20 protein-coding genes are annotated in these 22,594 nt (G+C 71.7%); 8 read left to right on the top strand and 12 right to left on the bottom strand.

Annotated elements, in window-relative coordinates; all coding sequences use genetic code 11:
• The first annotated feature begins 42 nt into the window (after nt 1-42).
• Nucleotides 43-417, top strand: a complete 375-nt coding sequence (locus ACFYW5_RS01590) for a F0F1 ATP synthase subunit epsilon (protein WP_389414929.1) — start codon at nt 43-45, stop codon at nt 415-417.
• A gap of 146 nt (nt 418-563) precedes the next feature.
• Complete coding sequence (locus ACFYW5_RS01585) at nt 564-1,010, top strand: DUF2550 domain-containing protein (RefSeq protein WP_383312254.1); 447 nt, start codon at nt 564-566, stop codon at nt 1,008-1,010.
• Nucleotides 1,011-1,029: 19 nt separating this feature from the next.
• Here the strand turns inward: ACFYW5_RS01585 and ACFYW5_RS01580 are convergent, their stop codons facing one another.
• The 3 genes from ACFYW5_RS01580 to ACFYW5_RS01570 all read right to left on the bottom strand — a co-directional run bounded on the left by ACFYW5_RS01580 (nt 1,030) and on the right by ACFYW5_RS01570 (nt 4,817).
• A complete protein-coding gene (locus ACFYW5_RS01580) occupies nt 1,030-2,859 on the bottom strand; it encodes a glycosyl hydrolase family 18 protein (protein ID WP_389414928.1) in 1,830 nt (609 codons plus the stop codon).
• A 126-nt stretch (nt 2,860-2,985) separates the two neighbouring features.
• A complete protein-coding gene (locus tag ACFYW5_RS01575; protein WP_389414927.1) occupies nt 2,986-3,627 on the bottom strand; it encodes a response regulator in 642 nt (213 codons plus the stop codon).
• Nucleotides 3,624-4,817, bottom strand: coding sequence for a sensor histidine kinase (locus ACFYW5_RS01570; protein ID WP_389414926.1), 1,194 nt, complete (start codon nt 4,815-4,817; stop codon nt 3,624-3,626). The genes ACFYW5_RS01575 and ACFYW5_RS01570 overlap by 4 nt, the downstream gene beginning before the upstream one ends.
• 152 nt (nt 4,818-4,969) lie before the next feature.
• On the opposite strand from ACFYW5_RS01570, the gene ACFYW5_RS01565 reads away from it, so the two are divergent.
• On the top strand, nt 4,970-5,587 hold the full coding sequence (locus ACFYW5_RS01565) for a hypothetical protein (protein WP_389414925.1): 618 nt from the start codon (nt 4,970-4,972) through the stop codon (nt 5,585-5,587).
• On the opposite strand, the gene ACFYW5_RS01560 is transcribed toward ACFYW5_RS01565, so the two are convergent.
• Complete coding sequence (locus ACFYW5_RS01560; RefSeq protein ID WP_389414924.1) at nt 5,504-6,091, bottom strand: cob(I)yrinic acid a,c-diamide adenosyltransferase; 588 nt, start codon at nt 6,089-6,091, stop codon at nt 5,504-5,506. The genes ACFYW5_RS01565 and ACFYW5_RS01560 overlap by 84 nt on opposite strands.
• Nucleotides 6,092-6,267: 176 nt before the next feature.
• On the opposite strand from ACFYW5_RS01560, the gene ACFYW5_RS01555 reads away from it, so the two are divergent.
• The 3 genes from ACFYW5_RS01555 (at nt 6,268) to ACFYW5_RS01545 (ending at nt 10,393) form a co-directional block, all read left to right on the top strand.
• Entirely contained in the window at nt 6,268-7,116 is an 849-nt protein-coding gene (locus ACFYW5_RS01555; protein ID WP_389414923.1) for a 3-hydroxyacyl-CoA dehydrogenase family protein, read from the top strand.
• A 149-nt stretch (nt 7,117-7,265) separates the two neighbouring features.
• Nucleotides 7,266-7,589 carry an STAS domain-containing protein gene (locus tag ACFYW5_RS01550; RefSeq protein WP_389414922.1) on the top strand — a complete coding sequence of 108 codons (324 nt, stop codon included), beginning with the start codon at nt 7,266-7,268 and terminating at the stop codon, nt 7,587-7,589.
• A 254-nt stretch (nt 7,590-7,843) separates the two neighbouring features.
• Entirely contained in the window at nt 7,844-10,393 is a 2,550-nt protein-coding gene (locus tag ACFYW5_RS01545) for an ATP-binding protein (RefSeq protein ID WP_389414921.1), read from the top strand.
• Nucleotides 10,394-10,483: 90 nt separating this feature from the next.
• Here ACFYW5_RS01545 and nucS read toward each other — a convergent pair whose 3' ends face one another.
• Nucleotides 10,484-11,155, bottom strand: coding sequence for an endonuclease NucS (nucS, locus tag ACFYW5_RS01540; protein WP_389414920.1), 672 nt, complete (start codon nt 11,153-11,155; stop codon nt 10,484-10,486).
• A gap of 243 nt (nt 11,156-11,398) precedes the next feature.
• On the opposite strand from nucS, the gene ACFYW5_RS01535 reads away from it, so the two are divergent.
• Entirely contained in the window at nt 11,399-11,791 is a 393-nt protein-coding gene (locus ACFYW5_RS01535; protein WP_250076035.1) for an SCO5389 family protein, read from the top strand.
• Between the two features lie 81 nt (nt 11,792-11,872).
• Here the strand turns inward: ACFYW5_RS01535 and ACFYW5_RS01530 are convergent, their stop codons facing one another.
• Entirely contained in the window at nt 11,873-12,901 is a 1,029-nt protein-coding gene (locus ACFYW5_RS01530) for an LLM class flavin-dependent oxidoreductase (protein WP_389414919.1), read from the bottom strand.
• 222 nt (nt 12,902-13,123) lie between these two features.
• Here ACFYW5_RS01530 and ACFYW5_RS01525 point away from each other — a divergent pair, with 222 nt between their 5' ends.
• Nucleotides 13,124-13,465, top strand: a complete 342-nt coding sequence (locus ACFYW5_RS01525) for an ATP/GTP-binding protein (RefSeq protein WP_389414918.1) — start codon at nt 13,124-13,126, stop codon at nt 13,463-13,465.
• 20 nt (nt 13,466-13,485) lie between these two features.
• Here ACFYW5_RS01525 and ACFYW5_RS01520 read toward each other — a convergent pair whose 3' ends face one another.
• The 6 genes from ACFYW5_RS01520 to scy all read right to left on the bottom strand — a co-directional run bounded on the left by ACFYW5_RS01520 (nt 13,486) and on the right by scy (nt 22,583).
• Nucleotides 13,486-14,358, bottom strand: coding sequence for an ABC transporter permease subunit (locus ACFYW5_RS01520; RefSeq protein WP_389414917.1), 873 nt, complete (start codon nt 14,356-14,358; stop codon nt 13,486-13,488).
• A complete protein-coding gene (locus ACFYW5_RS01515; protein ID WP_389414916.1) occupies nt 14,355-15,572 on the bottom strand; it encodes an ABC transporter ATP-binding protein in 1,218 nt (405 codons plus the stop codon). Before ACFYW5_RS01515 ends, ACFYW5_RS01520 begins: the two co-directional genes overlap by 4 nt.
• Before the next feature lie 158 nt (nt 15,573-15,730).
• Nucleotides 15,731-16,501 (bottom strand): ABC transporter permease, encoded by a 771-nt coding sequence (locus tag ACFYW5_RS01510; RefSeq protein ID WP_389414915.1) that lies wholly within the window; start codon nt 16,499-16,501, stop codon nt 15,731-15,733.
• Nucleotides 16,502-16,504: 3 nt separating this feature from the next.
• Nucleotides 16,505-17,464: an ABC transporter ATP-binding protein gene (locus ACFYW5_RS01505; protein WP_389414914.1), complete on the bottom strand. Its 960-nt coding sequence runs from the start codon at nt 17,462-17,464 to the stop codon at nt 16,505-16,507.
• Between the two features lie 85 nt (nt 17,465-17,549).
• Nucleotides 17,550-18,485 carry a cellulose-binding protein gene (locus tag ACFYW5_RS01500; RefSeq protein ID WP_389414913.1) on the bottom strand — a complete coding sequence of 312 codons (936 nt, stop codon included), beginning with the start codon at nt 18,483-18,485 and terminating at the stop codon, nt 17,550-17,552.
• Between the two features lie 183 nt (nt 18,486-18,668).
• Complete coding sequence (scy, locus tag ACFYW5_RS01495; RefSeq protein ID WP_389414912.1) at nt 18,669-22,583, bottom strand: polarized growth protein Scy; 3,915 nt, start codon at nt 22,581-22,583, stop codon at nt 18,669-18,671.
• Nucleotides 22,584-22,594: the final 11 nt, after the last annotated feature.

The raw sequence follows: 22,594 nt of genomic DNA, 5'->3' as shown, positions 1-22,594 counted from the left end.
ACACCCGGCACAACCGCCGGGTGGTGACCCGAGGAGCCACCCTTGGCTGCTGAGCTGCACGTCGCGCTGGTCGCCGCCGACCGTGAGGTCTGGTCGGGCCAGGCCACCCTGGTCGTCGCGCGCACCACGTCCGGCGACATCGGCGTCATGCCCGGTCACCAGCCGCTGCTCGGTGTGCTGGAGTCGGGCCCGGTGACCATCCGTACGAGTGAAGGTGGAACGGTCGTCGCCGCGGTGCACGGCGGTTTCATCTCGTTCGCGGACGACAAGCTGTCGCTGCTGGCCGAGATCGCCGAGCTGTCGGACGAGATCGATGTCCAGCGCGCGGAGCGGGAGCTGGAGCAGGCGAAGGCGGAGGGTGACGCCCTCGCCGAGCGCCGGGCCGATGTCCGCCTGCGCACCGCGGCGGCGCGCTGACCGCAGCGCGCGCCCGTAGTGACGTCACTCAGCCGCGGCTGGGACCGGAGCGATCCGGTGCCGGCCGCGGCTGAGGCAGATATGGATGTTTTTTCCGTTCCGTTACCTGATGTGAAGGTACCTAGGAGACGAGGAGGTCGGTGTCGATGGTCCTCGCTCTGACTGTGTGCGGAATCGTCGTGGCCCTCGTGGCGCTGGGGCTGTTCGTCTTCGGGCTGCGCCGCAGGCTCATCCAGCGCTCCGGCGGCACCTTCGACTGCTCGTTGCGCTGGGACACTCCGGAGAAGACCGACACCAGCGGCAAGGGCTGGTCCTACGGCGTCGCCCGCTACAACGGCGACCGCATCGAGTGGTACCGCGTCTTCTCCTACGCCCCCCGCCCGCGCCGCATCCTGGAGCGCGTCGCGATCGAGGTCGCCGGGCGCCGGCTGCCCGAGGGCGAGGAGGAGCTGGCGCTGCTCTCCGACGCCGTCATCCTGACCTGTCTGCACCGGGGCACGCGGCTGGAGCTCGCGATGAGCGAAGACGCGCTGACCGGTTTCCTCGCGTGGCTTGAGGCAGCCCCGCCCGGTCAGCGCGTCAATGTCGCTTAGGTTTTCTCTCGGGTGATCTTTACTTCAGTCCGTTGTTGATCGCGCTCACCAGCTCACCGTTGCCGGTGTCACCGGAGAACTCCCAGAAGAAGGCGCCGCCCAGGCCCTGGCTCTTCGCCCAGGCCATCTTGGTGCCGATGGTGGCCGGGGTGTCGTAGGACCACCAGTTGGTGCCGCAGTGGGCGTACGCGGTGCCGCCGACCGTGCCCGTGGCCGGGCAGGAGTTCTTGAGCACCTTGTAGTCCTCGATGCCCGCCTCGTAGGTGCCGGGTGCTGCGCCGGTCGCCGTGCCGCCGGGGGCGGACTGGGTGACGCCGGTCCAGCCGCGGCCGTAGAAGCCGATGCCGAGCAGCAGCTTGGCCGCGGGGACGCCCTTGGCCTTGAGCTTGGCGATCGCGTCGGCGGAGGTGAAGCCCGCCTTCGGGATGCCGCTGTACGAGGTGAGCGGGGAGTGCGGGGCGGTGGGGCCGGTCTTGTCCCAGGCACCGAAGTAGTCGTACGTCATCACGTTGTACCAGTCGAGGTACTGCGCGGCGCCGCCGTAGTCGGCCGCGTCGATCTTGCCGCCGCTGGAGGCGTCGGCGGTGATCGCCGCGGTGATCAGGTAGTTCGAGCCGAACTCGGCGCGAAGGGCCTGGGAGAGGTTCTTGAAGGCCGCCGGGCCCGAGGTGTCACAGGTCAGACCGCAGGCGTTCGGGTACTCCCAGTCGATGTCGATGCCGTCGAAGACATCGGCCCAGCGCGGGTCCTCCACCACGGCCTTGCAGGACTTGGCGAACGCGGCGGCGTTCTGCGCGGCCTGGCCGAAGCCGCCGGAGTAGGTCCAGCCGCCGAAGGAGTACAGCACCTTGATGTGCGGGTACTTGGCCTTCAGCTGACGCAGCTGGTTGAAGTTGCCGCGCAGCGGCTGGTCCCAGGTGTCGGCGACGCCGCTGACGGACTGGTCGGCGGTGTACGCCTTGTCGGTGGCGGCGTAGGCGTCGTCCAGGACGCACTTGCCTTCCTTGACGTTGCCGAAGGCGTAGTTGATGTGCGTGATCTTGGCCGCGGAGCCCGACGTCACCAGGTTCTTGACGTGGTAGTTGCGACCGTAGACGCCCCACTCGGTGAAGTAGCCGAGGTTGATCTTGGAGCCGGGCTGCGGGCCGGGGTCGGTGCTGCCGCCGGTGGTGCGGACCGCGCGGGCGCCGCTGACCGGGCCGGTCTGGTCGGCGGTGTCCCGGGCCTGCACGGTGTAGGAGTAGTCGGTGCCGGCGGTCAGGCCGGTGTCCGTGTACGTGGTGCCGGTGACCGTGGCGACCTTGGTGCCGCCGCGCAGGACGTCGTAGTTCTTGACGCCCTTGTCGTCGGTGGCCGCGCTCCAGGCGAGCTTCACCGAGGTGTCGGTGATGCCGGAGGCGGTCGGGGTGCCCGGGGCGGAGGGCGCCGCGTCGCCGGGGACCGTCGGGCCGCCGTCACAACTGCCGCCGTTGAGCTTGCAGTTGGACGGGAAGCCGGAACCGGAGCCGTTGAAGCCGAAGGAGACGGACGCGCCGGGGGCGAGGGTGCCGTTCCAGGACTTGTTCTTGGCGGTCCAGTGGTTGCCGGAGGAGGTGACGTCGGCGTCCCAGGCGGAGCCGGCCGTGGTGCCGGAGGGGAAGTCCCACTCGACGGTCCAGGAGGTGATGGTCGTGGTGCCGGTGTTCTTCACCGTCCACTTGCCCTCGAAGCCGGTGCCCCAGTCCTGGGGCTTGGAGTAGGTGGCGGTGGCCTCGGTGGCCGCCTGCGCCGGGCTGGCGAGTCCGACCAGGCCGGCGAAGGGGAGCAACAGCGTCGCGAACCCTGCCGCAACTCTGTGTCTGAAGCGCATGCTGCGCCTCCCTGTCTGGGTAAGAGGGGTGATGGGCGCGCTGAGCCTTCACGCCCACGGTGCCGCGAGAATAGAAAGGTCTGGACCACAGGTCAATAGGTCCAGACCAGTTCGGGACAGACGCCCCTACATCCCCAACTCCTGCGCCAGAACCGCGGCTTGCACCCGGCTGCGCAGCTCCAGCTTCCCCAGCAGGCGGCTGACGTGCGTCTTCACCGTCGCCTCCGCCATGTCCAGCCGGTGCGCGATGTCCGCGTTGGACAGCCCCTCGCCGAGACACGACAGCACCTCGCGCTCCCGCCGGGTCAGCGCGTCGAGCACCGCGGGATCGGCCTTCGACTGCCGTACCGGCCTGGCGGCGAACTCCGCGATCAGCCGCCGGGTGACGGCCGGGGCGACGATCCCCTCGCCCCGCGCGACCGTCCGCACCGCCTCCAGCAGATCCCGGGCTTCGGTGTTCTTCAGCAGGAACCCGGATGCCCCGGCCCGCAGCGCCCCGAACACATACTCGTCGAGGTCGAAGGTGGTCAGCACGAGCACGTCCGCCAGCCCCTCCTCGACGACCTTCCGGGTGGCCGACACCCCGTCCAGACGCGGCATCTGCACGTCCATCAGCACCAGATCGGGGCTCAGCTCCCGGGCCAGCGTCACCGCCTGCTCGCCGTCCGCCGCCTCACCGACCACCTCGATGTCGGACGCGCTGCGCAGAATCAGGACGAGCCCGGCACGGACGGCGGACTGGTCCTCGGCGACGAGGACGCGGATCATTCGGGGTCTCCTTGTGCGTGGTCGGTCACGGGAAGCGCGGCGTGCACGGCCCAGACCCTGCCGTCGGGGGAGTCGTCGGGGGCCGCCTCGAAGCTCCCCCCGAGCAGCGCGGCCCGCTCCCGCATCCCGACCAGACCGGCACCGGAACCGGGGGCGCGCGGGCCGTCCCGGTCGCCGTAGGGGCTGGTCACCCGGATGTCCAGGACGCCGTCGCGCTGGGCGAGCGTCACGGTGACCGGGCCGGGGGAGGCGTGCTTGAGGGCGTTGGTGAGGGACTCCTGGACGATGCGGTAGGCGGCGAGTTCGACGGGGGCGGGCAGTTTGCCGTGCGCGGTGCCGAGGGTGACGTCGAGGCCGTTGGTGCGGGCGCCCTCCACGAGCGCGGTCAGTCCGTCCAGCGTCGGGGCCGCCGCCGGTTCCAGGTCGCCGCTGCTGTCGCGCAGGATGCCGATGAGCCGGCGCATCTCGGCGAGTCCCTCGACGCTGTTCTCCCGGATGACCGCCAGGGCGTCCTGGGAGGTCTTCGGGTCGTCCAGGGAGAGCGCGGCGGTGGAGTGGATGGCGATGGCGGAGAGGTGGTTGGCGACCATGTCGTGCAGCTCCCGGGCCATCCGGGCGCGTTCGGCGGTGACCGCCTGGACGCGGTCCATCTCGGCGAGCAGCGCGGTCTGTTCGGCGTGCAGCCGGGCGGCCTCGGCGGCGTCGCGGTGGTTGCGCACGATCCAGCCGGTGCCGGCGGGCGTGAACGCCACCAGCCCGATGACCACGCCGATCAGCAGTGCCTCCGGCTCCTGCCAGACGGCCAGCGGCACCACCGTGCCGGCCACCGTCAGCAGTCCGGTGATCCAGGGCACCCGGCGGGCGGTGCCGGGCGGGCCGTACAGGACGGCCGCGTAGATGAGGTCCGTGAACATCACGACCGTCACCAGGTTCCCCTGGGTGACGACGTCCGCGGTCAGCGCGGCCATGCCGACGATCAGACCCGTACGGGGGCGCACGCGGCGCAGCAGCTCGCAGGCGGCCATGACGGCCAGCGGCACCAGAACGGGCCAGCGCCCCTCCCACAGCACGATCGGGTCCTTCGCCGTGCGGGTGCCGAGCCCGACGCCCCAGATGAGGAGTCCGCCGAGCAGCCCGGCGACGGCGATGCGCACGTCGTCCGGGTGCGGGCGGGGGAGCGGTACGGCCATGCACCCATCCAACACGGCCCGTGCCCCCGTCGCCTGATGCCCGGGAACGGTCCCGCGCTGCATCTTTCGATGTACCGGCGGTTCGTCACCGCCGACGACGAAAGCGGCGCCCCGGGCCGGGAGCCTGGAAGGGTGACCGAGAGGAGCGTGCCGTGATCGTCGGATTGATCATCGCCTGTGAGGTCGGCTTCTGGGTGCTGCTGGCGCTGGGCCTGGCCGTCCGCTATCTGCTGAAGTGGCGCCGGACCAGCGTGGTGCTGCTGCTGTGCGAGCCGGTGCTGGAACTGGTGCTGTTCGTCGCCACGGCGATCGACCTGAAGAACGGCGCCGTACCGAGCTGGGAGCACGGACTCGCGGCGCTGTACATCGGCTACACCGTCGCGTTCGGCCACTACACGATCCGCTGGCTCGACGGCCACGCCGCCCACCGCCTGGCCGGCGCCCCCCGCCCGCCGAAGCCCCCGCGCTACGGCCGCGCCCGCGCCGTCCACGAGGCCAAGCTGTGGCTGCGCGCGGTGTTCGGGGGAGCGGTCGCCCTCGCCCTGCTCCAGCTCGCCGTCTGGTACGTCGGCGAGGACGGCGACATCAGCTCCCTGCGGTCCTTCCAGTGGGTGGCGATCCGCACGGTCGGCATCTACGGCCTGATCGTCCTCTCCTATACGGTCTTCCCCCGCAAGGAGCCCGCGTCAGCGCTCCCCGCCCGGAACCCAGAGCACGTCACCGACGCCGATGTTGGCCGTCCGCGCCAGAATGAAGAGCAGGTCCGATAGCCGGTTGAGGTAGGTCGCGGTGAGCAGGTTCATACCGCCATCCTTTCCTTGGGCTCCGTGGACCTCCATCGCCGCCCACGTCGAGCGCTCGGCCCGGCGTACGACCGTGCAGGCCTGGTGGAGCAGGGCCGCGCCCGGGGTGCCGCCGGGGAGGATGAAGGACCGCAGCTTCTCCAGCCGCTCGTTGAAGCGGTCGCAGTCGGCCTCCAGCTTGTCGATGTAGAACTGCTCCACCCGCAGCGGCGGGAACTCCGGGTTCTCCACCACCGGCGTCGACAGGTCCGCGCCCACATCGAACAGGTCGTTCTGCACCCGGGTGAGGACCTTGACGACCTCCTCGTCCAGACCGCCCAGCGCGATCGCCGTCCCGATGACCGCGTTCGCCTCATTGGCATCGGCGTACGCCGAGATCCGCAGGTCCGTCTTGGCGACCCTGCTCATGTCGCCGAGAGCGGTGCTGCCCTGGTCGCCGGTCCTGGTGTAGATACGCGTCAGATTGACCATGCGGCCAGCGTAGCCGCGGGGGCCAACTACGCCGTACGGGGCCCGCAATGAGCCGGGCCGGTGTGATGTCCGTCAGATGAGACGTGACTCGCGTTACTAACCGGTCACACACCGCCTCACTCCCGCTAGGGTCCGGCCGAGAGGCACTTAAACAGCGTGTAATGGGGAGTCGCACAGTGGCACGGAAGCTTGCCGTCATCGGCGCCGGCTTGATGGGTTCCGGAATCGCCCAGGTCTCCGCGCAGGCGGGCTGGGACGTCGTGCTGCGCGACGTCACCGACGAGGCCCTCGAGCGGGGCACCGACGGCATCAAGGCCTCCTACGACAAGTTCGTGAGCAAGGGCCGGATGGAGGCGCACGACGCCGACGCCGCCCTCGGCCGGATCACCACCACCACCGACCTGGACGCCGCCGCGGACGCCGACATCGTCGTCGAGGCCGTCTTCGAGAAGCTCGAGGTCAAGCACGAGATCTTCCGCGCGCTCGACAAGATCGTGCGCGACGACACCGTGCTCGCCTCCAACACCTCCGCCATCCCGATCACCAAGATCGCGGCCGTGACGGAGCGCCCCGAGCGCGTGGTCGGCACCCACTTCTTCTCGCCGGTCCCGATGATGCAGCTGTGCGAGCTGGTGCGCGGCTACAAGACCAGCGACGAAACCCTCGCCACCGCGCGGGAGTTCGCCGAGTCCGTCGGCAAGACCTGCATCGTCGTGAACCGGGACGTGGCGGGCTTCGTCACCACCCGGCTCATCTCGGCCCTCGTCGTCGAGGCCGCCAAGCTCTACGAGTCGGGCGTCGCGACCGCCGAGGACATCGATCTCGCCTGCAAGCTGGGCTTCGGCCACGCCATGGGCCCGCTCGCCACGGCGGACCTCACCGGCGTCGACATCCTGCTGCACGCCACCAGCAACATCTACACCGAGTCCCAGGACGAGAAGTTCGCTCCCCCGGAGCTGATGCGCCGGATGGTTGACGCCGGTGACATCGGACGCAAGAGCGGGCAGGGCTTCTACAAGCACTGAAACCGCACACGCCCCAGGAGGGTCACTCCCCGGGGTGAATTCGGTATCGGTTCGCTTACAGACGGCAACCTCTGACCCCTTCGGGCCGTCAGAGGTTGCATCACCGGACACACATCGCGGAGCACGAGACGCACGCTTAGGGGAGCGCTATGCACATCAGGGGCGACCACGCCGAGCTGGTCGTCGGGGGCCGCCTCGACGTCCGCAGCGCGGCGGACGCCCGTACGGTCCTGCACGACGCCGTCGACGACGGAGTCGGCGATCTGGTGCTGGACCTGTCCGAGCTGGACTCCTGGGACGCCACCGGCCTCGGAGTGATCATGGGAGCGCACCGGCGCGCCGGACGCTGCGGCAGACGCCTGGTGCTGCGCGGGGTGCCGCCGCAGATGCAACGCCTGCTGGTGGCCACCCGGCTGCACCGGATCCTGGCCATCGAGGGCGGCATCGGGGTGGAGTCACTGCCGCGCGTGTGACGACCGGCACGGGTGGGGACCAGCGGTCGGACGTTCCGGTCGCGAAGCGCATCACGTGCGCAATCCTCATGAACCTGTGACGTCTCGGACGGCGCGGTACCCCGGCCTGTCGTAGATACTGTGCCAAGGTTTAGGGTTCGGTCGCCCGCTGCGTGACAACCCTTTGAGCGGGCCCGGACCAGAAGCGACAGCGCGGTGTGCAGCAAGGCCGGGAGGGGCTTCGGCGCACGACGCTTTTGGGGGGCTTGAAACCTATGGACCCGAACAACCGGGGGCCCGAGGAGTACGGCCACGACGACGACGCCAACGCGCCGCGTCAACGCCCGCCCAGGGACCCCCTCACACCCGACTTCGGCCAGCACGCGCCCGCACTGGCCCGCACCGCCCAGCTCGTCTCGGGCGACTTCCTGGTCACCGTCAATCCGGTCGACGGAAGCGAGATCGAGGCCTGTCCGCCCGGCGAGCGGCCCACCCGGCCCGCGAAGCTCACCGCGGCCGACCGCGCCGAGGCCGACCGCGCGGCCAGGCCCCCGGTGCCGCCCGGACCGGCCCGGCCGGAACTTCCCCTGCTGGCCCGCCAGGAGGAGCGCGAACGGCTCGTACGACTGCTCGCGCGCGGTCGTTCCGTCCGGCTGACCGGCCCCGCCGGATCGGGCCGCACCAGCCTGCTCGACGTCGTCGCCGAGGACTGCGCGGACCTCGCCCCCGACGGCGTGGTGCGCCTGAACGGCTTCCACCGCACGGCGAGCGATCTGCTGTACGACCTGCTCCACGCCGTCTACGACGCGCCCCTGCACCGCCCGGACCGGGACGAACTGCTCGCCTGCGTCGGTGAGATCGGCGCGGTCGTCGTCCTCGACGACCTCGAGATCGGCGGCGCCGCCCTCGACGAACTGCTCGACGCCACCCCCGAGTGCGCGTTCCTGATCGCGGCCACGCCCGACGTCCCGGCCCCGTCCGCCGACTCCGCACTCGAAGAGGTCTTCCTCGGCGGTCTGGAGCGCGCCGCGGGGCTGGAGCTGCTGGAGCGGGCCGCCGGCCGTGCGCTGACCGAGGACGAGGCCAACTGGGCGGGCGACCTCTGGTTCGAGTCCGAGGGCCTGCCCCTGCGGTTCGTCCAGGCCGGCGCCCTGCTGCGCCAGCGCGACCAGCAGCGGGCCGGGGCCGGTGCCGTCGACGAGTACGGCGTCTTCGAGGACGCGCTGCCCGTCGACGTGCCCTTCGACCCGTCCCTCGACGCCGAGGACGGCGTCGAGATACCCCTGCCGGCGCTCGGTGAGGCCGCCGCGCCCGCCCCGCTGCTCGCCTCCCGGCTCAGTGCCTCCGCCCGCGCCACGCTGCGCATCGCCGTCGCGCTCGGCGGGGAGGTGCCGGATCAGGCCCATCTGCCCGCCCTGGTCGACGACACCCACGCGGACGCCGCCCTCGGCGAGCTGGCCGCCTGCGGTCTGGTCTCGCCGGTCGGCGCCCGCTACCGCCTCGCGGCGGGCGTACGCACCCAGCTCGCCGCCGCCGGATACGCCGACGACGTCGACGCCGGGGCCCTGGCCGCCGCCCAGCACTACGCCTGGTGGGCCGGGCATCCCTCGGTCACCCCGGAGCGGGTGTGCGCCGAGGCGGACGCCCTGCTCGCCGCGCTGAGCGTGCTGGTGCCGGCCACCACCGCGCCCCTCGACGAGGGGACGCAGAGCCCGGCGGTCCTGCTCGCCCGTACCGCCGCTCCCGCGTTCGCCGCCGGACTGCACTGGAGCGCCTGGGAACGGGCGCTCAGGTCCGGCGCGGAGGCGGCGCGGCTCGCCGGGGACGTGAGTGAACAAGCCTATTTCCACCACGAGTTGGGGATCCTCGCGCTCTGCGGAGGACAGTACGACCGGGCCCGTGCCGAGTTGGAGGCCTCCATCGGCCTGCGGGGCGCCCTCGCCGACAAGCGGGGCACCGTCGCGGGCCGCCGCGCCCTGGCGCTGGTCGCCGACCGCACCGGCGACACCCCGGGCGTCGGCATCGTGGCGGCGGTGGCCGGCGCGACGGCGGGCGAGGAGGTGTCGGGCGCGCGCTCCGAGGAGTCGCAATCGCCGCCCCGCGGCATCCCGGCGGCCTTCCCGTCGCTGCAGCCGCCCAACGACGACCCGGCGCTCGTGATCCACCGCACCTCGGGTCCGGTGCCCTCGCGCAAGGCCGGGGGCGGTCTGAAGGGCCTCGCCAAGCGGAACCTCGTGGCCGCGGGCGCCGGTGCGCTGCTGGTGGCCGTTCTGGGCACCGTGGTGACCCTCGGCGCCACCTCCGACGGCGACACCGGCACCCCCTCCGACCAGGTGGGCGTCAACCCGTCGGCCAGCCAGGGCGCCGGTGACGGCAGCCTCGGTGCGGACAAGGCGGACGATGGCGAGGGCTCCGGCGACACGGGCACGGCGACGAGCCGCCCGACGGACCCGGGTCCCGACGGCACGTACGGCACCTCCGACGACCCGGCGCCCACGGCGACGGCGGAGCCGTCGGACGACCCGAGCGGCACGGAGGGGCCGGGCGGGGACCCGACCAAGACCCCGACGAAGCCGCCGAGTTCGACGACGAAGCCGCCGACGACCACCAAGCCGCCGACGTCGGAGCCGCCCACCAGCGACCCGCCGACCTCGGAGCCGCCCACGAGCGAGCCGCCGACGTCCAGCGAGCCGCCCACCGACCCGCCGTCCTCCCCGGAGACCTCGGACTCGGCCAGCGGCCCGGCGTCCTCCAGCGCCCCGGCGGAGGCGAGCAGTTCGGCGAGTGCACCCGAGAGCCCCAGCACCTCGGCCAGCCTGATCTGAGGCCGCGCACGGCACAAGAAGGCCGGGTCCGCCGCACGGACCCGGCCTTCGTCGTCGTAGAACCGCCGCGGAACCCTCGTGGCACCCGGCTCAGAACAGCCGCAGCTTGTCGTCCTCGATGCCGCGCAGCGCGTTGTAGTCGAGGACCGCGCAGCCGATGCCCCGGTCCGTCGCGAGGACCCGGGCCTGGGGCTTGATCTCCTGGGCCGCGAAGATGCCCTTCACCGGGGCCAGGTGGGGATCGCGGTTGAGCAGTTCCAGGTAGCGCGTCAGCTGTTCCACGCCGTCGATCTCGCCCCGGCGCTTGATCTCCACCGCGACGGTCTGTCCGTCCGCGTCCCGGCACAGGATGTCCACCGGCCCGATGGCCGTCATGTACTCGCGCCGGATCAGTGTGTAGCCCTCGCCCAGGGTTTCGATGCGGTCGGCGAGGAGCTCCTGAAGGTGTGCTTCCACGCCGTCCTTGATCAGGCCGGGGTCGACGCCGAGTTCGTGCGAGGAGTCGTGGAGGATCTCCTCCATCGTGATGATGAGCTTCTCGCCCGCCTTGTTGGTGACGGTCCACACGCCGTCCTCGTCACCCGCGCCCTCCTTCAACGAGCACGGCGGGGACATCCAGTTCAGGGGCTTGTAGGCCCGGTCGTCCGCGTGGATGGACACACTGCCGTCCGCCTTCACCAGGATCAGACGGGGTGCGGACGGCAGGTGGGCGGTGAGCCGGCCCGCGTAGTCGACGGAGCATCGGGCAATGACGAGACGCATGGTCGGCAACGCTACTCGACGGTCGTAGGTGCACGCGATTCGCCCTGGAAGACCCCTGTTCGGTTGTGGCCGATTGTGTGCCCACGGGGACTTGCCCATGTACGCATTCTTCTGGTGCCGTCACGGTCTGTTGCCTACGGTAGTAAACGGGAGGTCGCGGACTGTGCACGCAGCGTGTTCGAGACGTGAACTCCCGTCCCTGTCCGGCAACCCCTGTTGTTCGGGGGTGCGAGAGGAGAACTCATGTCGCTCGACGTCTCACCGGCCCTACTGGAACAGGCCGAGCGAGGCGAGGTCGACGAAGCCGCCTTCGTCGACTGCGTCCGGACCTCCCTGCCCTACGCGTGGGAGATGATCAGCTCCCTGGTGGCCCAGCTGAAGGTCGACGGTGGAGAGTTCGCCGACAACCAGACGCCCCCGCCGGACGAGCAGGCGCGTGGCCAGCTGCTGCGTGCGCTTGCGAGTGACGCGATACGCGGCGCGCTGCAGCGGCACTTCGGTGTGCGGCTGGCCTTCCAGAACTGCCACCGGGTGGCGGTGTTCCCGGTCGACTCGTCGGTCGACGAGACGCTGGCCCGCTTCACCTCGGTACGCAACCAGCTGTTGAACCAGTCTCCGGAGTTCCGGGACTGCTGAGCCCGAGAGCCGTTTGCTTGCCGCTCCGTACGCGGGAGGTGCATTCAGTACGGGCGGCAAGCTTCCGGTCGGACAGGCCGTTCAGCCGAGGTGCGGGAGCACCTCGGCACCCAGCCGCCGTACGTTCTCCTCCGTGGCGGCCAGGTCGCCGGAGCCCTCGACGAGCAGGGCGAAGCGGGAGATGCCGGTCCGCTCGCTGGTCGCGGCCAGCCGGTCGGCGCACAGCCGGGGAGTGCCCACCGGGTGCAGCCCGCAGAGGAGTTCGGTGTACGCCAGCGGGTCCCGCATCGCCCGATGGCGGCCGTCCACCGTGACATGGGCCTCCAGCCCCTGCCTCAGCCAGCCCGGCATCGCCTTCAGCAGCGTCTCCGCCGCGTCGCTGCGCCGGTCGGCGATCTGGCAGACGCCGGCCGAGACATGGGGCGCGGCCCGGATCTCCTCCGGCGTCCGCCCGGCCGCGCGCGCGTGCTCCCGCCACAGGGCGACCATCTCGGCCTTCTCCTCGTCGCCCACATGCATGCCGAGCAGCATCGGCAGCCCGCGCTCGGCCGCGAGCCGCACGCTCTGCGGTGAGGTGCAGGCGAGCACGACCTCGGGGCCGGGCTCGCCCGACAAGGACTCCGAGGGACGCGGGACGACCGGGACCTCGCGGAAGGAGTAGCGGTCCCCGGCCGCCGCGACCGACGGTTCGCGCAGCCAGCGCACCAGCAGATCGAGTGATTCCGGGAACCCCGACTCGTAGGCCTCCAGACCCGAGCCGAAGACCTCCAGGTCGACCCAGGGCCCGCCGCGCCCGACGCCCAGGGAGAAGCGCCCGCCGCTCGTCAGATGCAGCAGCGCGGCCTGTTCGCCCAGGGTCACCGGGTGGGTCGTGGGCAGTACGCTGACGGCGGTGCCGACGCGGATCCGGCGGGTACGGCCGAGCAGTAAGGCGGCCAGGGTGATCGCGGACGGACAGGTGCCGTAGGGCACGAAGTGGTGCTCGGCCAGCCAGACCGAGTCGAGCCCCGCCTCCTCCGCGGCCTCGGCCGAGCGGACGGCGCGGTGCAGCGCCTCCCCCTGGCCCTGACCCGGGAACTGGGCCGCCAACACGAAACTTCCAACGCGCATGGCTCTTCCTGCTTCCTTGGCTCCGACGCGGAGCTCCCCCACTCGGCATAACCGTCTGACACGTGCCGAGGACACGGCTCGACGGAGAGATTTGCGGATTGTCTGCAGAATGACCCGCCGCGGCAGGGGACTTGTGGGGATTGGCGGCCTACGTGTACCCCCGTGTGCGCCGCGTAGGCTGGACATGGCCCATGCCCCCTGTATAGCCCCGTGAGGTGTCCTGTGTCCCCGCGTCGCAACCGTCCCAAGGCCGGCGGTGGCTCCGCCCCGTCCGGCCGGAGCGCCGAGGACGAGCGCCCGGGGCGCTACGGCGGCTGGCAGGCCGCGGAGGAGTGGCAGGGCGAGGAGTGGAACGTACGGCATGTGGCGGGGTCCAGCGCGCAGGGCAAGGCGTACCGCTGTCCCGGCTGCGACCAGCTGATCCCGGACGGCGTTCCGCACGTCGTGGCCTGGCCCGCGCATGTCGGCATCGACGACCGCAGACACTGGCACAAGTCCTGCTGGAACGCGAAGGACCGCCGCACCACGCGAGTGCAGCGGTCCCGTAACGCGCCGAGGTTCTAGCCGGGGCCACGCTCTGTGGGCTAGACGTCCCGCCTCTCCAGCAGGGCGTAGGCGCCGGCGAAGGCGGCCGCGGTCACGCCGAGCATGATCCACAGGGGGTCCCAGCCGGACGGGCCGGTCTCGGTGAGGGACTGCGAGTAGAAGACGCTGAGCTGGTTCGGGATCGAGTACTCGAACAGGGCCTCGCGCAGGTCCTCCAGGGACTGCGAGAACATGAACAGCGCGATCACCAGCGGGGCCAGCACCAGGCCGATCATGATGGTGATGGCGCCCGCGGAGTGCCGGATGACCGAGCCGACGACCAGCGAGAGCAGGCCGATCAGCGCGATGTAGAACGAGACGCCGACCGTGCCCTTCAGCCACTCCGAGCTCGACGGCTCCCGGGCGTCGGTGAGCATGGCCACGTCCGCCATGGCGACGATCAGCACCGAGACCAGGGTGACGGTGAACGCCACCACGAAGAACACGATCGCCTTCGCCGCCAGCACCCGCCCGCGGGTCGGGCACGCGGCCATCGTGGTGCGGATCATGCCCGTGCCGTACTCCGAGGCCGTGGTCAGCACGCCCAGCGTGATGACGCACATGATGCCGAGCAGCAGCCCGAAGAAGCCGAACGACAGCGGGTTCTCGCCCGCCAGCTCGCCCTGGCCGGCGTTGGCGGAGACCAGGGCGGCGGTGGCCAGGCCGATGCCGATGACGAGCACGACGAAAACGCCGAGCGTCCACATCGTGGAGCGCACCGACCGGATCTTCGTCCACTCCGAGGCGAGGGCGTTGCCCAGGTGGGTGCGCTTCACCGGGATCGGCGAGGTGTAACCGGGGTACGAAGCGCCGGGCGCCGCCTGCCAGTTCGGTGCGGCGGTCTGCGGCATCGGGGGCTGCGGGGTGCTCATCGGGCGTCCTCGGGCTTGGTCGTGTCGGCAGCGGGAGCTGGGGCGGCGGGCGCGGCGGGCGCGGGCTGCGCGTAGGGGTTCGGGGCCGCGGCGGGCGCGGCCGGGGCGCCGTAGGGGCCCTGAGGCGGCCCTGAGGGCGCCGCGGGCTGTCCGGGCTGCCCCTGGGGCATCGCGAACGGCTGACCGCCCTGCTGGGGCGGCGGCGGGGCATACCAGCCCGGCTGGCCCTGCCCCGGAACCGGCATCGGCGGCTGCGCGCCCGGCGGCACCGGCTGCTGCAGCCCGGCCTTCTGGTCGATGGTGGAGCGGTAGTCGACGGCGCCCTGCGTCATCCGCATGTACGCCTCCTCCAGCGAGGCCTGGTGCGGCGACAGCTCCCACAGCCGTACGTCCGACTCGTGCGCGATGTCGCTGATGCGCGGCAGCGGCAGCCCCGTCACGCGCAGCGCGCCGTCCTGCTCGGACAGCACGTGCCCGCCCGCCTCGGCCAGCGCCGTGGACAGCTTCTCGCGCAGCTGCGGCTCGGTGTCGGGCGTCCGTACCCGGGCGAAGCCGGCGGAGTTCGCCGCGATGAAGTCCCGCACGCTCATGTCGGCGAGCAGCTGGCCGCGGCCGATCACGATCAGGTGGTCGGCGGTCAGCGCCATCTCGCTCATCAGGTGCGAGGAGACGAAGACCGTACGGCCCTCCGCGGCGAGCGACCTCATCAGGTTGCGCACCCAGAGGATGCCCTCGGGGTCGAGGCCGTTGACCGGCTCGTCGAACAGCAGCACCTGGGGGTCGCCGAGCAGCGCCGCGGCGATGCCGAGCCGCTGCCCCATGCCGAGCGAGAAGCCCTTGGAGCGCCGCTTCGCCACGTCCTGGAGGCCCACCACGCCGAGCACCTCGTCCACCCGGCGGGCCGGGATGCCGGACAGCTGGGCCAGGCTCAGCAGATGGTTGCGGGCGGTGCGTCCGCCGTGCACGGCCTTGGCGTCGATCAGCGCGCCGACCTGTCGCGGGGCGTTGGGCAGCTTGCGGTACGGGTAGCCGCCGATCGTCACCTGCCCCGAGCTGGGGTTGTCCAGGCCGAGGATCATCCGCATCGTCGTCGACTTGCCGGAGCCGTTGGGCCCCAGGAAGCCGGTGACGGACCCGGGCCGCACCTGGAAGGAAAGGTTGTACACAGCGGTCTTGTCGCCGTAGCGCTTGGTCAGGCCGACTGCCTCGATCATGCTCCGCACCCATCGAAAGGTTCAGGACAGCGGGGCACACGCCCCCGTAAGGGTTAGGAGGATATCGGGGCGCTGACGGTTCCCTTCAAGAGCGGGCAAAATCGGCGGGCTCCAGGCGCCCTCGTCCGCGGGCGCCAGGCATCCCGCTTCCGCGGGCTCTAGGCGTCTCTCTTCTTCAGCAGGAAGAGTCCGCCCGCCAGCGCCGCGATCACCCACAGCACCATGATGCCGAGGCCGCCCCAGGGCCCGTACGGCGTGTCGTCGTCGACCGGGGTGACCACCTGCATGATCTTGCTGCCGGCCTGGTCGGGGAGGTAGCGGCCGATCTTCTTGGTGGCCGGGACATTGCCGAGGATGTTGGAGACCAGGAAGAAGAACGGCATCAGGATGCCCAGCGACAGCATCGGCGACCGCAGCATCGCGGCGACGCCCATCGAGAACACCGCGATCAGCGTCATGTAGAGACCGCCGCCGATGACCGCCCGCAGCACCCCGTCGTCGCCGATGGACGCCTTGTGCTCGCCGAGCATCGCCTGGCCCAGGAAGAAGGTGACGAAGCTGGTGACGAGACCGACCAGCAGCGCCAGGGCCGTCGCCACCGTGATCTTGCTGAACAGGAAGGAGCCGCGCTGCGGCACCGCGGCCAGCGAGGTGCGGATCATGCCGGTGCTGTACTCGTTCGACACCACCAGCACCCCGAACACGATCATCGCGAGCTGGCCGAGGCTCATGCCGGCGAAGCTGATGAAGGTCGGGTCGAAGGAGAGCCGGTCCTCGCGGTTCATCTTGTCGAACTCGTTCTTCGACAGCAGCGAGATCAGCATGCCCAGCGCGATCGTGACCACCACGGCGAGGGACAGCGTCCACACCGTCGACGCCACCGACCGGATCTTGGTCCACTCGGAACGGATGACCTGACTCGTCGCCATCGCTCAGCTCTCCTGTCGCGGGCCGGCGCCCCACGCCTGCCGCTGCCCGGCGGGTGGGTCCGAGTGCGCGTGGTACTCCACGGACTCCGCGGTCAACTGCATGAACGCCTCCTCCAGCGACGCCTGCTGAGGGCTCAGTTCGTGCAGCACGAGCTGGTGCTGCGCCGCCAGTTCACCGATCCGCTCCGAGTGCCCGCCGTCCACCTCCAGTGCCCCGCTCCCGGTCTGCACGACCGTCATCCCGGCCCGCCGCAGCACATCGAGCAGCCGCTCGCGGTGCGGGGTGCGGATGCGGACGTAGGAGCGCGAGTTCTGCGCGATGAAGTCGGCCATGGAGGTGTCGGCGAGCAGCCGGCCCTGGCCGATGACCACGAGATGGTCGGCGGTCAGGGCCATCTCGCTCATCAGATGCGAGGACACGAACACCGTCCGGCCCTGCGCGGCCAGCGACTTCATCAGATTGCGGATCCAGTGGATGCCCTCGGGGTCCAGCCCGTTGACCGGCTCGTCGAACATCAGGATCCGCGGATCGCCGAGCAGCGCCCCCGCGATGCCGAGGCGCTGGCCCATGCCGAGCGAGAACCCCTTGGCCTTCTTCCGCGCGACCGGCGTCAGACCGACGGTGTCGAGCACCTCGGTCACCCGCTTCCTCGGGATGCCGTTGCTCTGCGCGAGACAGAGCAGATGGTGGTAGGCGCTGCGGCCGCCGTGCATGGCCTTCGCGTCCAGCAGGGCGCCGATGTACGTCAGCGGGTCCTTGAGCTGGTCGTAGTGCTTGCCGTCGATCCGCACGTCCCCCGCGGTCGGCCGGTCCAGGCCCAGCATCATGCGCATGGTGGTGGACTTGCCGGCGCCGTTGGGGCCGAGGAACCCGGTCACGATGCCGGGTCTGACGGTGAAGGTGAGATTGTTGACCGCCACCTTCTCGCCGTACCGCTTGGTCAGCCCCTCGAGCTCGATCATGCGGCAACGCTAAAACGGGACAAAGCCCTCTGCCACCTCAGTGGCAGAGGGCTTTGCAGGTGTTCAGCAGCTGTACGCCGGAGCGTTACCGGGACTGCTGCGCGGGAACCCCGCGGGAGATCGGCTCGTCCTCGGCCGGCGTGCCCGCGGCGGCCACCGCGGCACCGGTGAGGGTCGCCAGCATCTCGCGCACGTTCGTCAGCTGGGCGTTGATCGAGTCGCGGCGGTTGGTGAGCGCCGCGAGCTCGCGCTCGGATTCCGAACGGATGCGGTCGGCCTTGGCGTTGGCGTCCGCCACGATGTCCTCGGCCTGGCGCTGTGCGGTCTCCACGGTCTGCCGGGCGCGGCGCTCGGCGTCCGTGCGCAGCTTCTCGGCCTCCAGGCGGAGCTGCTCCGCGCGGTGCTCGATCTCCGCGAGGCGCTTCTCGGCCTTCTGCTGACGGGAGGCCAGGTCGCGCTCGGACTGCTCGCGGCGCTTGGCCAGGTTCGTCTCGAAGTCCGCCGCGGCCTGCGCCGCCTTGGCCCGGGTCTCCTCGAAGAGGGCGTCGGCCTCCTCACGCTTGGACTGCGCGTCCTTCTGCGCCTCGGAGCGCAGCTGGGAGGCGTCGCTCTTGGCCTTCTCGACGATCCGGACGCCCTCGTCCTCCGCCTTGGCCTTGCGCTCCACCGCGAACGATTCTGCGTCGTTGCGGACCTGCTGGGCTGCCGACTCGGCGAGCTCGCGGTGCTGCTCGGCGGCGCGACGGGCCTCCTCGCGCAGGTCCTTGGCCTCTTCCTCGGCGAGGCGGAGGATCTTCTCGACACGCGCGCCCAGACCGGCGTACGACGGCTCGGCGTCGGTTACCTGGGCCTGGGCGTTCTGCGTCTCGAGGTGGAGCTCCTCGATGCGCTTTTCCAGAGCGGTGATGCGGGCGAGAGCGCTGTCACGGTCGGAGACGAGCTTGGAGATGCGTTCGTCCACCTGAGCGCGGTCGTACCCACGCCGCACAAGCTCGAAGCCGTAGGGGGAAGTGTCGCTCATGGGGTTCCTGTCGAATGAGACCGGTGAGGTGATAGGTGGAATCCTAGGGGCCGAAGCGGTGTGTCATCGAGCGGATACGTGTTTGATCTGGAGAATGACACCCCTTTTGAGTGGCTAACCGGCGGACCGCTTGCCAAAAAGTTGGGCAAAGGCCCCAGAAGGCACCGGAACCGGTTCGCCCGACTAGCTCTCCGACGCCTTGCCACCCGATCGAGGGGCGCCGACCGTCGCGCCCGCCTTGACGCCGGCGTCCTTGCCGGCCGCCGGGGCCTCGAAGGACTCCAACGCCTCCAACACGTCCTGGACACGGGAGATCTCGGCGTTGATGTCCTCACGCCGGCGCACGATCACCTCCAGCTCGCGCTTGCCCTCCTCGACCGTCCGCTTCGCCTCGCGGATCGCCTCGGCCCGCAGCTCCTCGGCCTCCTTGACCAGCGAGGACTTCTTCTGCTCGGCCTCCTTGAGCAGCCCCTCGGCCTTCTTCACCGCGGCGATACGGACCTTGCCCGCCTCGGAGTTGGCCTCCGAGACCAGCTCCTTCGCCTTCGCCTGGGCCTTCGCCAGCTGCTCCTCGGCGGCCTTGATGAGCGCGTCGCAGCGGTCGCCGGTCGACTTCATCGTCTCCGCGGCCTCGCGGCGGGCCCGCTCGTGCAGCTCCTCGATCTCGCTGGTGATGCGGTCGCGCAGCTCCTCCGCGCGCTCCCTTATGGCGGTGGCGTCCCGGCGGGCACCGACCAGCAGCTCGTCCGCGTCCGCGCGGGCCTTCTCCACCAGGGAGTTGCCCTCCACCGTCGCCTGCGAGACCAGCCGGTCGGCCTCCTTGCGGGCGGCGCCCACCATGGTGTCGGCCTGCGACTCGGCGTCCGCGGTGGTCTTCAGCGCCTGCTTCTGCGACTCGGCGAGCAGCTTGTCGGCCTCCGCCGCGGTCTCCGTGATGAGCGTGTCGACCTGCTCCGCGGCCTCCGAACGCCGCTTGTTGGCGTCCTTGCGGGCCTCGTCCAGGGTCCGTTCGGCCTCCTCGCGCGCGGCCGCGGTGACCCGCTCGGCCTCCGCCAGCGCCTCCGCCTTCAGCCGCTCCGACTCGCCGCGCATCCGCTCGGCGTGCTGCTGCGCGGAGCCGACCGTCTCGGCGGCCTCGGCACGCAGCCGCTCCGCGTCGCCGGTGGCCTCCGACAGCAGCTGCTCGGCCGCCGCGACCGACTCGGCCCGGACCCGCTCGGCCTCGGCGACGGTCTCGGACCGCAGCCGCTCGGCCTCGGCGACCGTCTCCGTGCGCAGCCGGTCGGTGTCCGTGAGGGTTTCCGTGGTGAGCCGCTCCGCCTCGGCGCGCGCCTCGGTGATGAGGGTGTCGGCCTGCGTCGCCGCGTCCGACCGGATGCGGTTGGCGTCCTCGCGGGCGTCGGCCCGGGTACGCGCGGCGGCCTGGTCGGCCTCGGCGATGGCGTCCGAGGCCTCGGTGCGCACCCGCTGGGCGTGCTCGGAGGCGTCGGAGCGCAGCCGCTCGGCCTCCGCGATGGCCTCCGAGACCGTGCGCTCGGCCAGCGCCTTGGCGGCGTCCGTCTCCTCCGTCGCCTCGCGCCGGATCCGGCCCGCGTCCTGCGAGGCCCGTTCCCGCTCGGCGTAGGCGTCGCCGCGGACCCGGTCCGCCTCTTCCTCGGCCTCGCGCCGGGTACGGTCCGCCGCGTGCTCGGCCGCGCTGCGCAGCCCCTGGATCTCCTCCTGGGCCTGCTCGTGCAGTCCGGCGACGGAGTCCCGCACCTGCTGGGCGTGGAGCTCGGCGGCCGACACCATCTCGGTGGCCCGCCGGTCCGCCTCCTCGACCAGCCGTACCGCCTCGGTCTGCGCCTCCTCCACGCGCTTGCGCGCCGAGGCCAGCAGCTCCTCGCTCTGCTCGCGGGCCCGCTCGCGCTCCTGGTCCGCCTCCTGCCGTGCGGAACCGAGGGTCTCCTCGGCCTCGCGGCGGCGCCGGGCGGCCTCCTCCTGGGCGGCGGCCAGCGTCTCCGACGCCTCGGCGGCGATCCGCTCGGCGGCGGCCTGCGCCTCCGCCCGCACCCGGTCGGCGCTGTCCTGGGCCTCCGACTTCAGCCGCTCCGCCTCGGCGGCGGCCTCCGAGCGCAGCCGTACGGCGAGGGCCTCGCCCTCCGCGCGGGAGGCGGACGCGTCCGAGGCGGCCTCGGTGCGCAGGCGGTCGGCCTCCGCCTCGGCCTGCTGCTGGAGCGTACGGATCCGCTCGGCGGCCTCCGCGCGCAGCCGCTCGGTCTCCTCGGCGGCCTCGCGGCGGATCCGCGTGGCCTCCTCACGGGCCTCGGTCAGCGCCTGCTCGGCGGCGGTCACCCGCTGCTCGGCCTCCGTCTGAAGCCGGGTCAGCTCGGCGGCCGCCTCCGCCCGGCGGGCCTCCATGGCCCGCTCGGTCTCCTCGCGCAGCTCGCGCGCGGCCCGCTCGGCCTCCTCCCGGATGCCCTCGGCCTGCTCGACGACCTCGGCGCGGTGCCGCTCGGCCTCCTGCCGGGTGCGCTCCAGCGTCTCCTCGGCCTGTCGGCGCAGCGCGGTGGCGCGCTCGATGGCCTCGGTGCGGACCTTCTCGCTGTCCGCCGTGGCGCTCTGGCGGAGCTCGTCCGCGTCCGCCTTGGCCTTCGCCAGCAGCTCCTCGGCGGTCCTGGCCGCCTCCTCGATCTGCTGGACGGCCTCCCGGCGGGCCTCCGCGCGGATCTTCTCGCCCTCGGCGACCGCGTCGGCGCGCAGCTGCTCGGCCTCCCCGCGCAGCCGGCGGGCCTCCTCCTGGAGCTCGACCGTCTTGGCGCGGTACTCCTTGGTGTCGTCCTTCGCCGCGCCCTTGAGCTGCTCGGCGATGTCGTGCGCCTCGGCCCGCAGCCGGTCCGCCTCGGCCTCCGCCTCCCGGCGGATCCGCTCGGCCTCCTCGGCGGCGGCCTTGGTGGTGCTGCGCGCGTCCTCCTGCGCCTTGTTGAGGACGTCCTCGGCGGTCTTGGCCGCCTTCGACAGCTGGGTCGCGCTCTCCTCGGCGGTGAGCGTACGGGCCTTCTCGGCGGCCTCCGCCAGGACCTTCTCGGCCTCGCCGCGGGCGTCCGCGACGATCTGCTCGGCCTCCGCCTTGGTGGCCTCGGCCTCCTTGGTGGCCTCGCTGACCAGCCGGGCGACCTGCTCCTTGGCCGTACGGGTGCGCTGCTCGTTGGCCGACTCGGCGCTGCTGAGGGTCTTGCCCGCGGCCTCCTTGGCCTCGGTGAGGACCTTCTCCGCCTCGGCCTGCGCCTTGCGCAGCGCCTCCTCGGCCGCCGCCATGCGCTGCTCGGCGGCCCGGCTCAGCTCGGCGGCCTCGCGGCGGGCGGTGTCCGACTCGCTGACGGTGGAGCTGCGCAGCTGCTCGGCGTGGTCGGTGGCCTCCTGGGCCTGGGTCGAGGCGGCGTTCAGCAGCCGCTCGGCGTCGGCGCGGGCCCGCCGCAGCAACTGCTCGGCCTCCGCGCGGGCGGCCTCCGCCTCGCTCTGGAGGCGCTGGCGGGCCTCGGCGGTGAGCCGCTCGGCCTCCGCGCGGGCGGCCGCCATGGCCTGCTCGGCCTCGGCGCGGGACTCGTCGAGGAGCCGGCGGGCCTGGGACTCGCTGCGGGCGCGCAGCTGCTCGGCCCAGGCCACGTTCTCGTTGACGTGCGACTCGACGGTCTGGCGGCGCTCGGCGAGCTCCTGGTCGAGCTGCTGGCGGCGGGTGACCGCCTCCTGGTGCAGCTCCGCCTGGAGCCGCGCGGCCTGCTCGGCGTGCTCCTGGAGGATCCGCTGCGTCTGCGCGCGCGCCTGGCTCAGCTCGCGCTCGGCGTCCTGCCGGAGCTGGTCGGCCTGGATCTGCGCATTGCGCAGCAGTTGCTCGGCCTGGTAGCCGATGTCACCGCCGCCGAAGTCGGGCCGGGACATGATGGTGCGCCGCGCCTCGTGCAACTTGGCGCGCAGCACCTCGACCTGGTAGCCGAGGTCCTCGGCGTGCTGGATCGCCTTTTCCCGCTCGGTCTTCAGCCGCTCCATCTCGGCCTCGAACCGAGAGAGGTGGTCGACGTCAGCCGCCGGCTCTCGCTCCTGGCGTTCGTAGCCCCGCACTGCGCGGTCCC

Source organism: Streptomyces sp. NPDC002779, assembly GCF_042888685.1.
GTDB lineage: Bacteria > Actinomycetota > Actinomycetes > Streptomycetales > Streptomycetaceae > Streptomyces.
This window is presented reverse-complemented; position numbering and strand designations above follow the sequence as displayed.

What these genes read in the sequence shown, in the direction of transcription:
- ACFYW5_RS01585 (WP_383312254.1), top strand. Translation starts at nt 564, where the DNA reads ATGGTCCTCGCTCTGACTGTGTGCGGAATCGTCGTGGCCCTCGTGGCG.
- ACFYW5_RS01580 (WP_389414928.1), bottom strand. Translation starts at nt 2,859, where the DNA reads ATGCGCTTCAGACACAGAGTTGCGGCAGGGTTCGCGACGCTGTTGCTC.
- ACFYW5_RS01575 (WP_389414927.1), bottom strand. Translation starts at nt 3,627, where the DNA reads ATGATCCGCGTCCTCGTCGCCGAGGACCAGTCCGCCGTCCGTGCCGGG.
- ACFYW5_RS01570 (WP_389414926.1), bottom strand. Translation starts at nt 4,817, where the DNA reads ATGGCCGTACCGCTCCCCCGCCCGCACCCGGACGACGTGCGCATCGCC.
- ACFYW5_RS01560 (WP_389414924.1), bottom strand. Translation starts at nt 6,091, where the DNA reads ATGGTCAATCTGACGCGTATCTACACCAGGACCGGCGACCAGGGCAGC.
- ACFYW5_RS01550 (WP_389414922.1), top strand. Translation starts at nt 7,266, where the DNA reads ATGCACATCAGGGGCGACCACGCCGAGCTGGTCGTCGGGGGCCGCCTC.
- ACFYW5_RS01545 (WP_389414921.1), top strand. Translation starts at nt 7,844, where the DNA reads ATGGACCCGAACAACCGGGGGCCCGAGGAGTACGGCCACGACGACGAC.
- nucS (WP_389414920.1), bottom strand. Translation starts at nt 11,155, where the DNA reads ATGCGTCTCGTCATTGCCCGATGCTCCGTCGACTACGCGGGCCGGCTC.
- ACFYW5_RS01535 (WP_250076035.1), top strand. Translation starts at nt 11,399, where the DNA reads ATGTCGCTCGACGTCTCACCGGCCCTACTGGAACAGGCCGAGCGAGGC.
- ACFYW5_RS01530 (WP_389414919.1), bottom strand. Translation starts at nt 12,901, where the DNA reads ATGCGCGTTGGAAGTTTCGTGTTGGCGGCCCAGTTCCCGGGTCAGGGC.
- ACFYW5_RS01520 (WP_389414917.1), bottom strand. Translation starts at nt 14,358, where the DNA reads ATGAGCACCCCGCAGCCCCCGATGCCGCAGACCGCCGCACCGAACTGG.
- ACFYW5_RS01515 (WP_389414916.1), bottom strand. Translation starts at nt 15,572, where the DNA reads ATGATCGAGGCAGTCGGCCTGACCAAGCGCTACGGCGACAAGACCGCT.
- ACFYW5_RS01510 (WP_389414915.1), bottom strand. Translation starts at nt 16,501, where the DNA reads ATGGCGACGAGTCAGGTCATCCGTTCCGAGTGGACCAAGATCCGGTCG.
- ACFYW5_RS01505 (WP_389414914.1), bottom strand. Translation starts at nt 17,464, where the DNA reads ATGATCGAGCTCGAGGGGCTGACCAAGCGGTACGGCGAGAAGGTGGCG.
- ACFYW5_RS01500 (WP_389414913.1), bottom strand. Translation starts at nt 18,485, where the DNA reads ATGAGCGACACTTCCCCCTACGGCTTCGAGCTTGTGCGGCGTGGGTAC.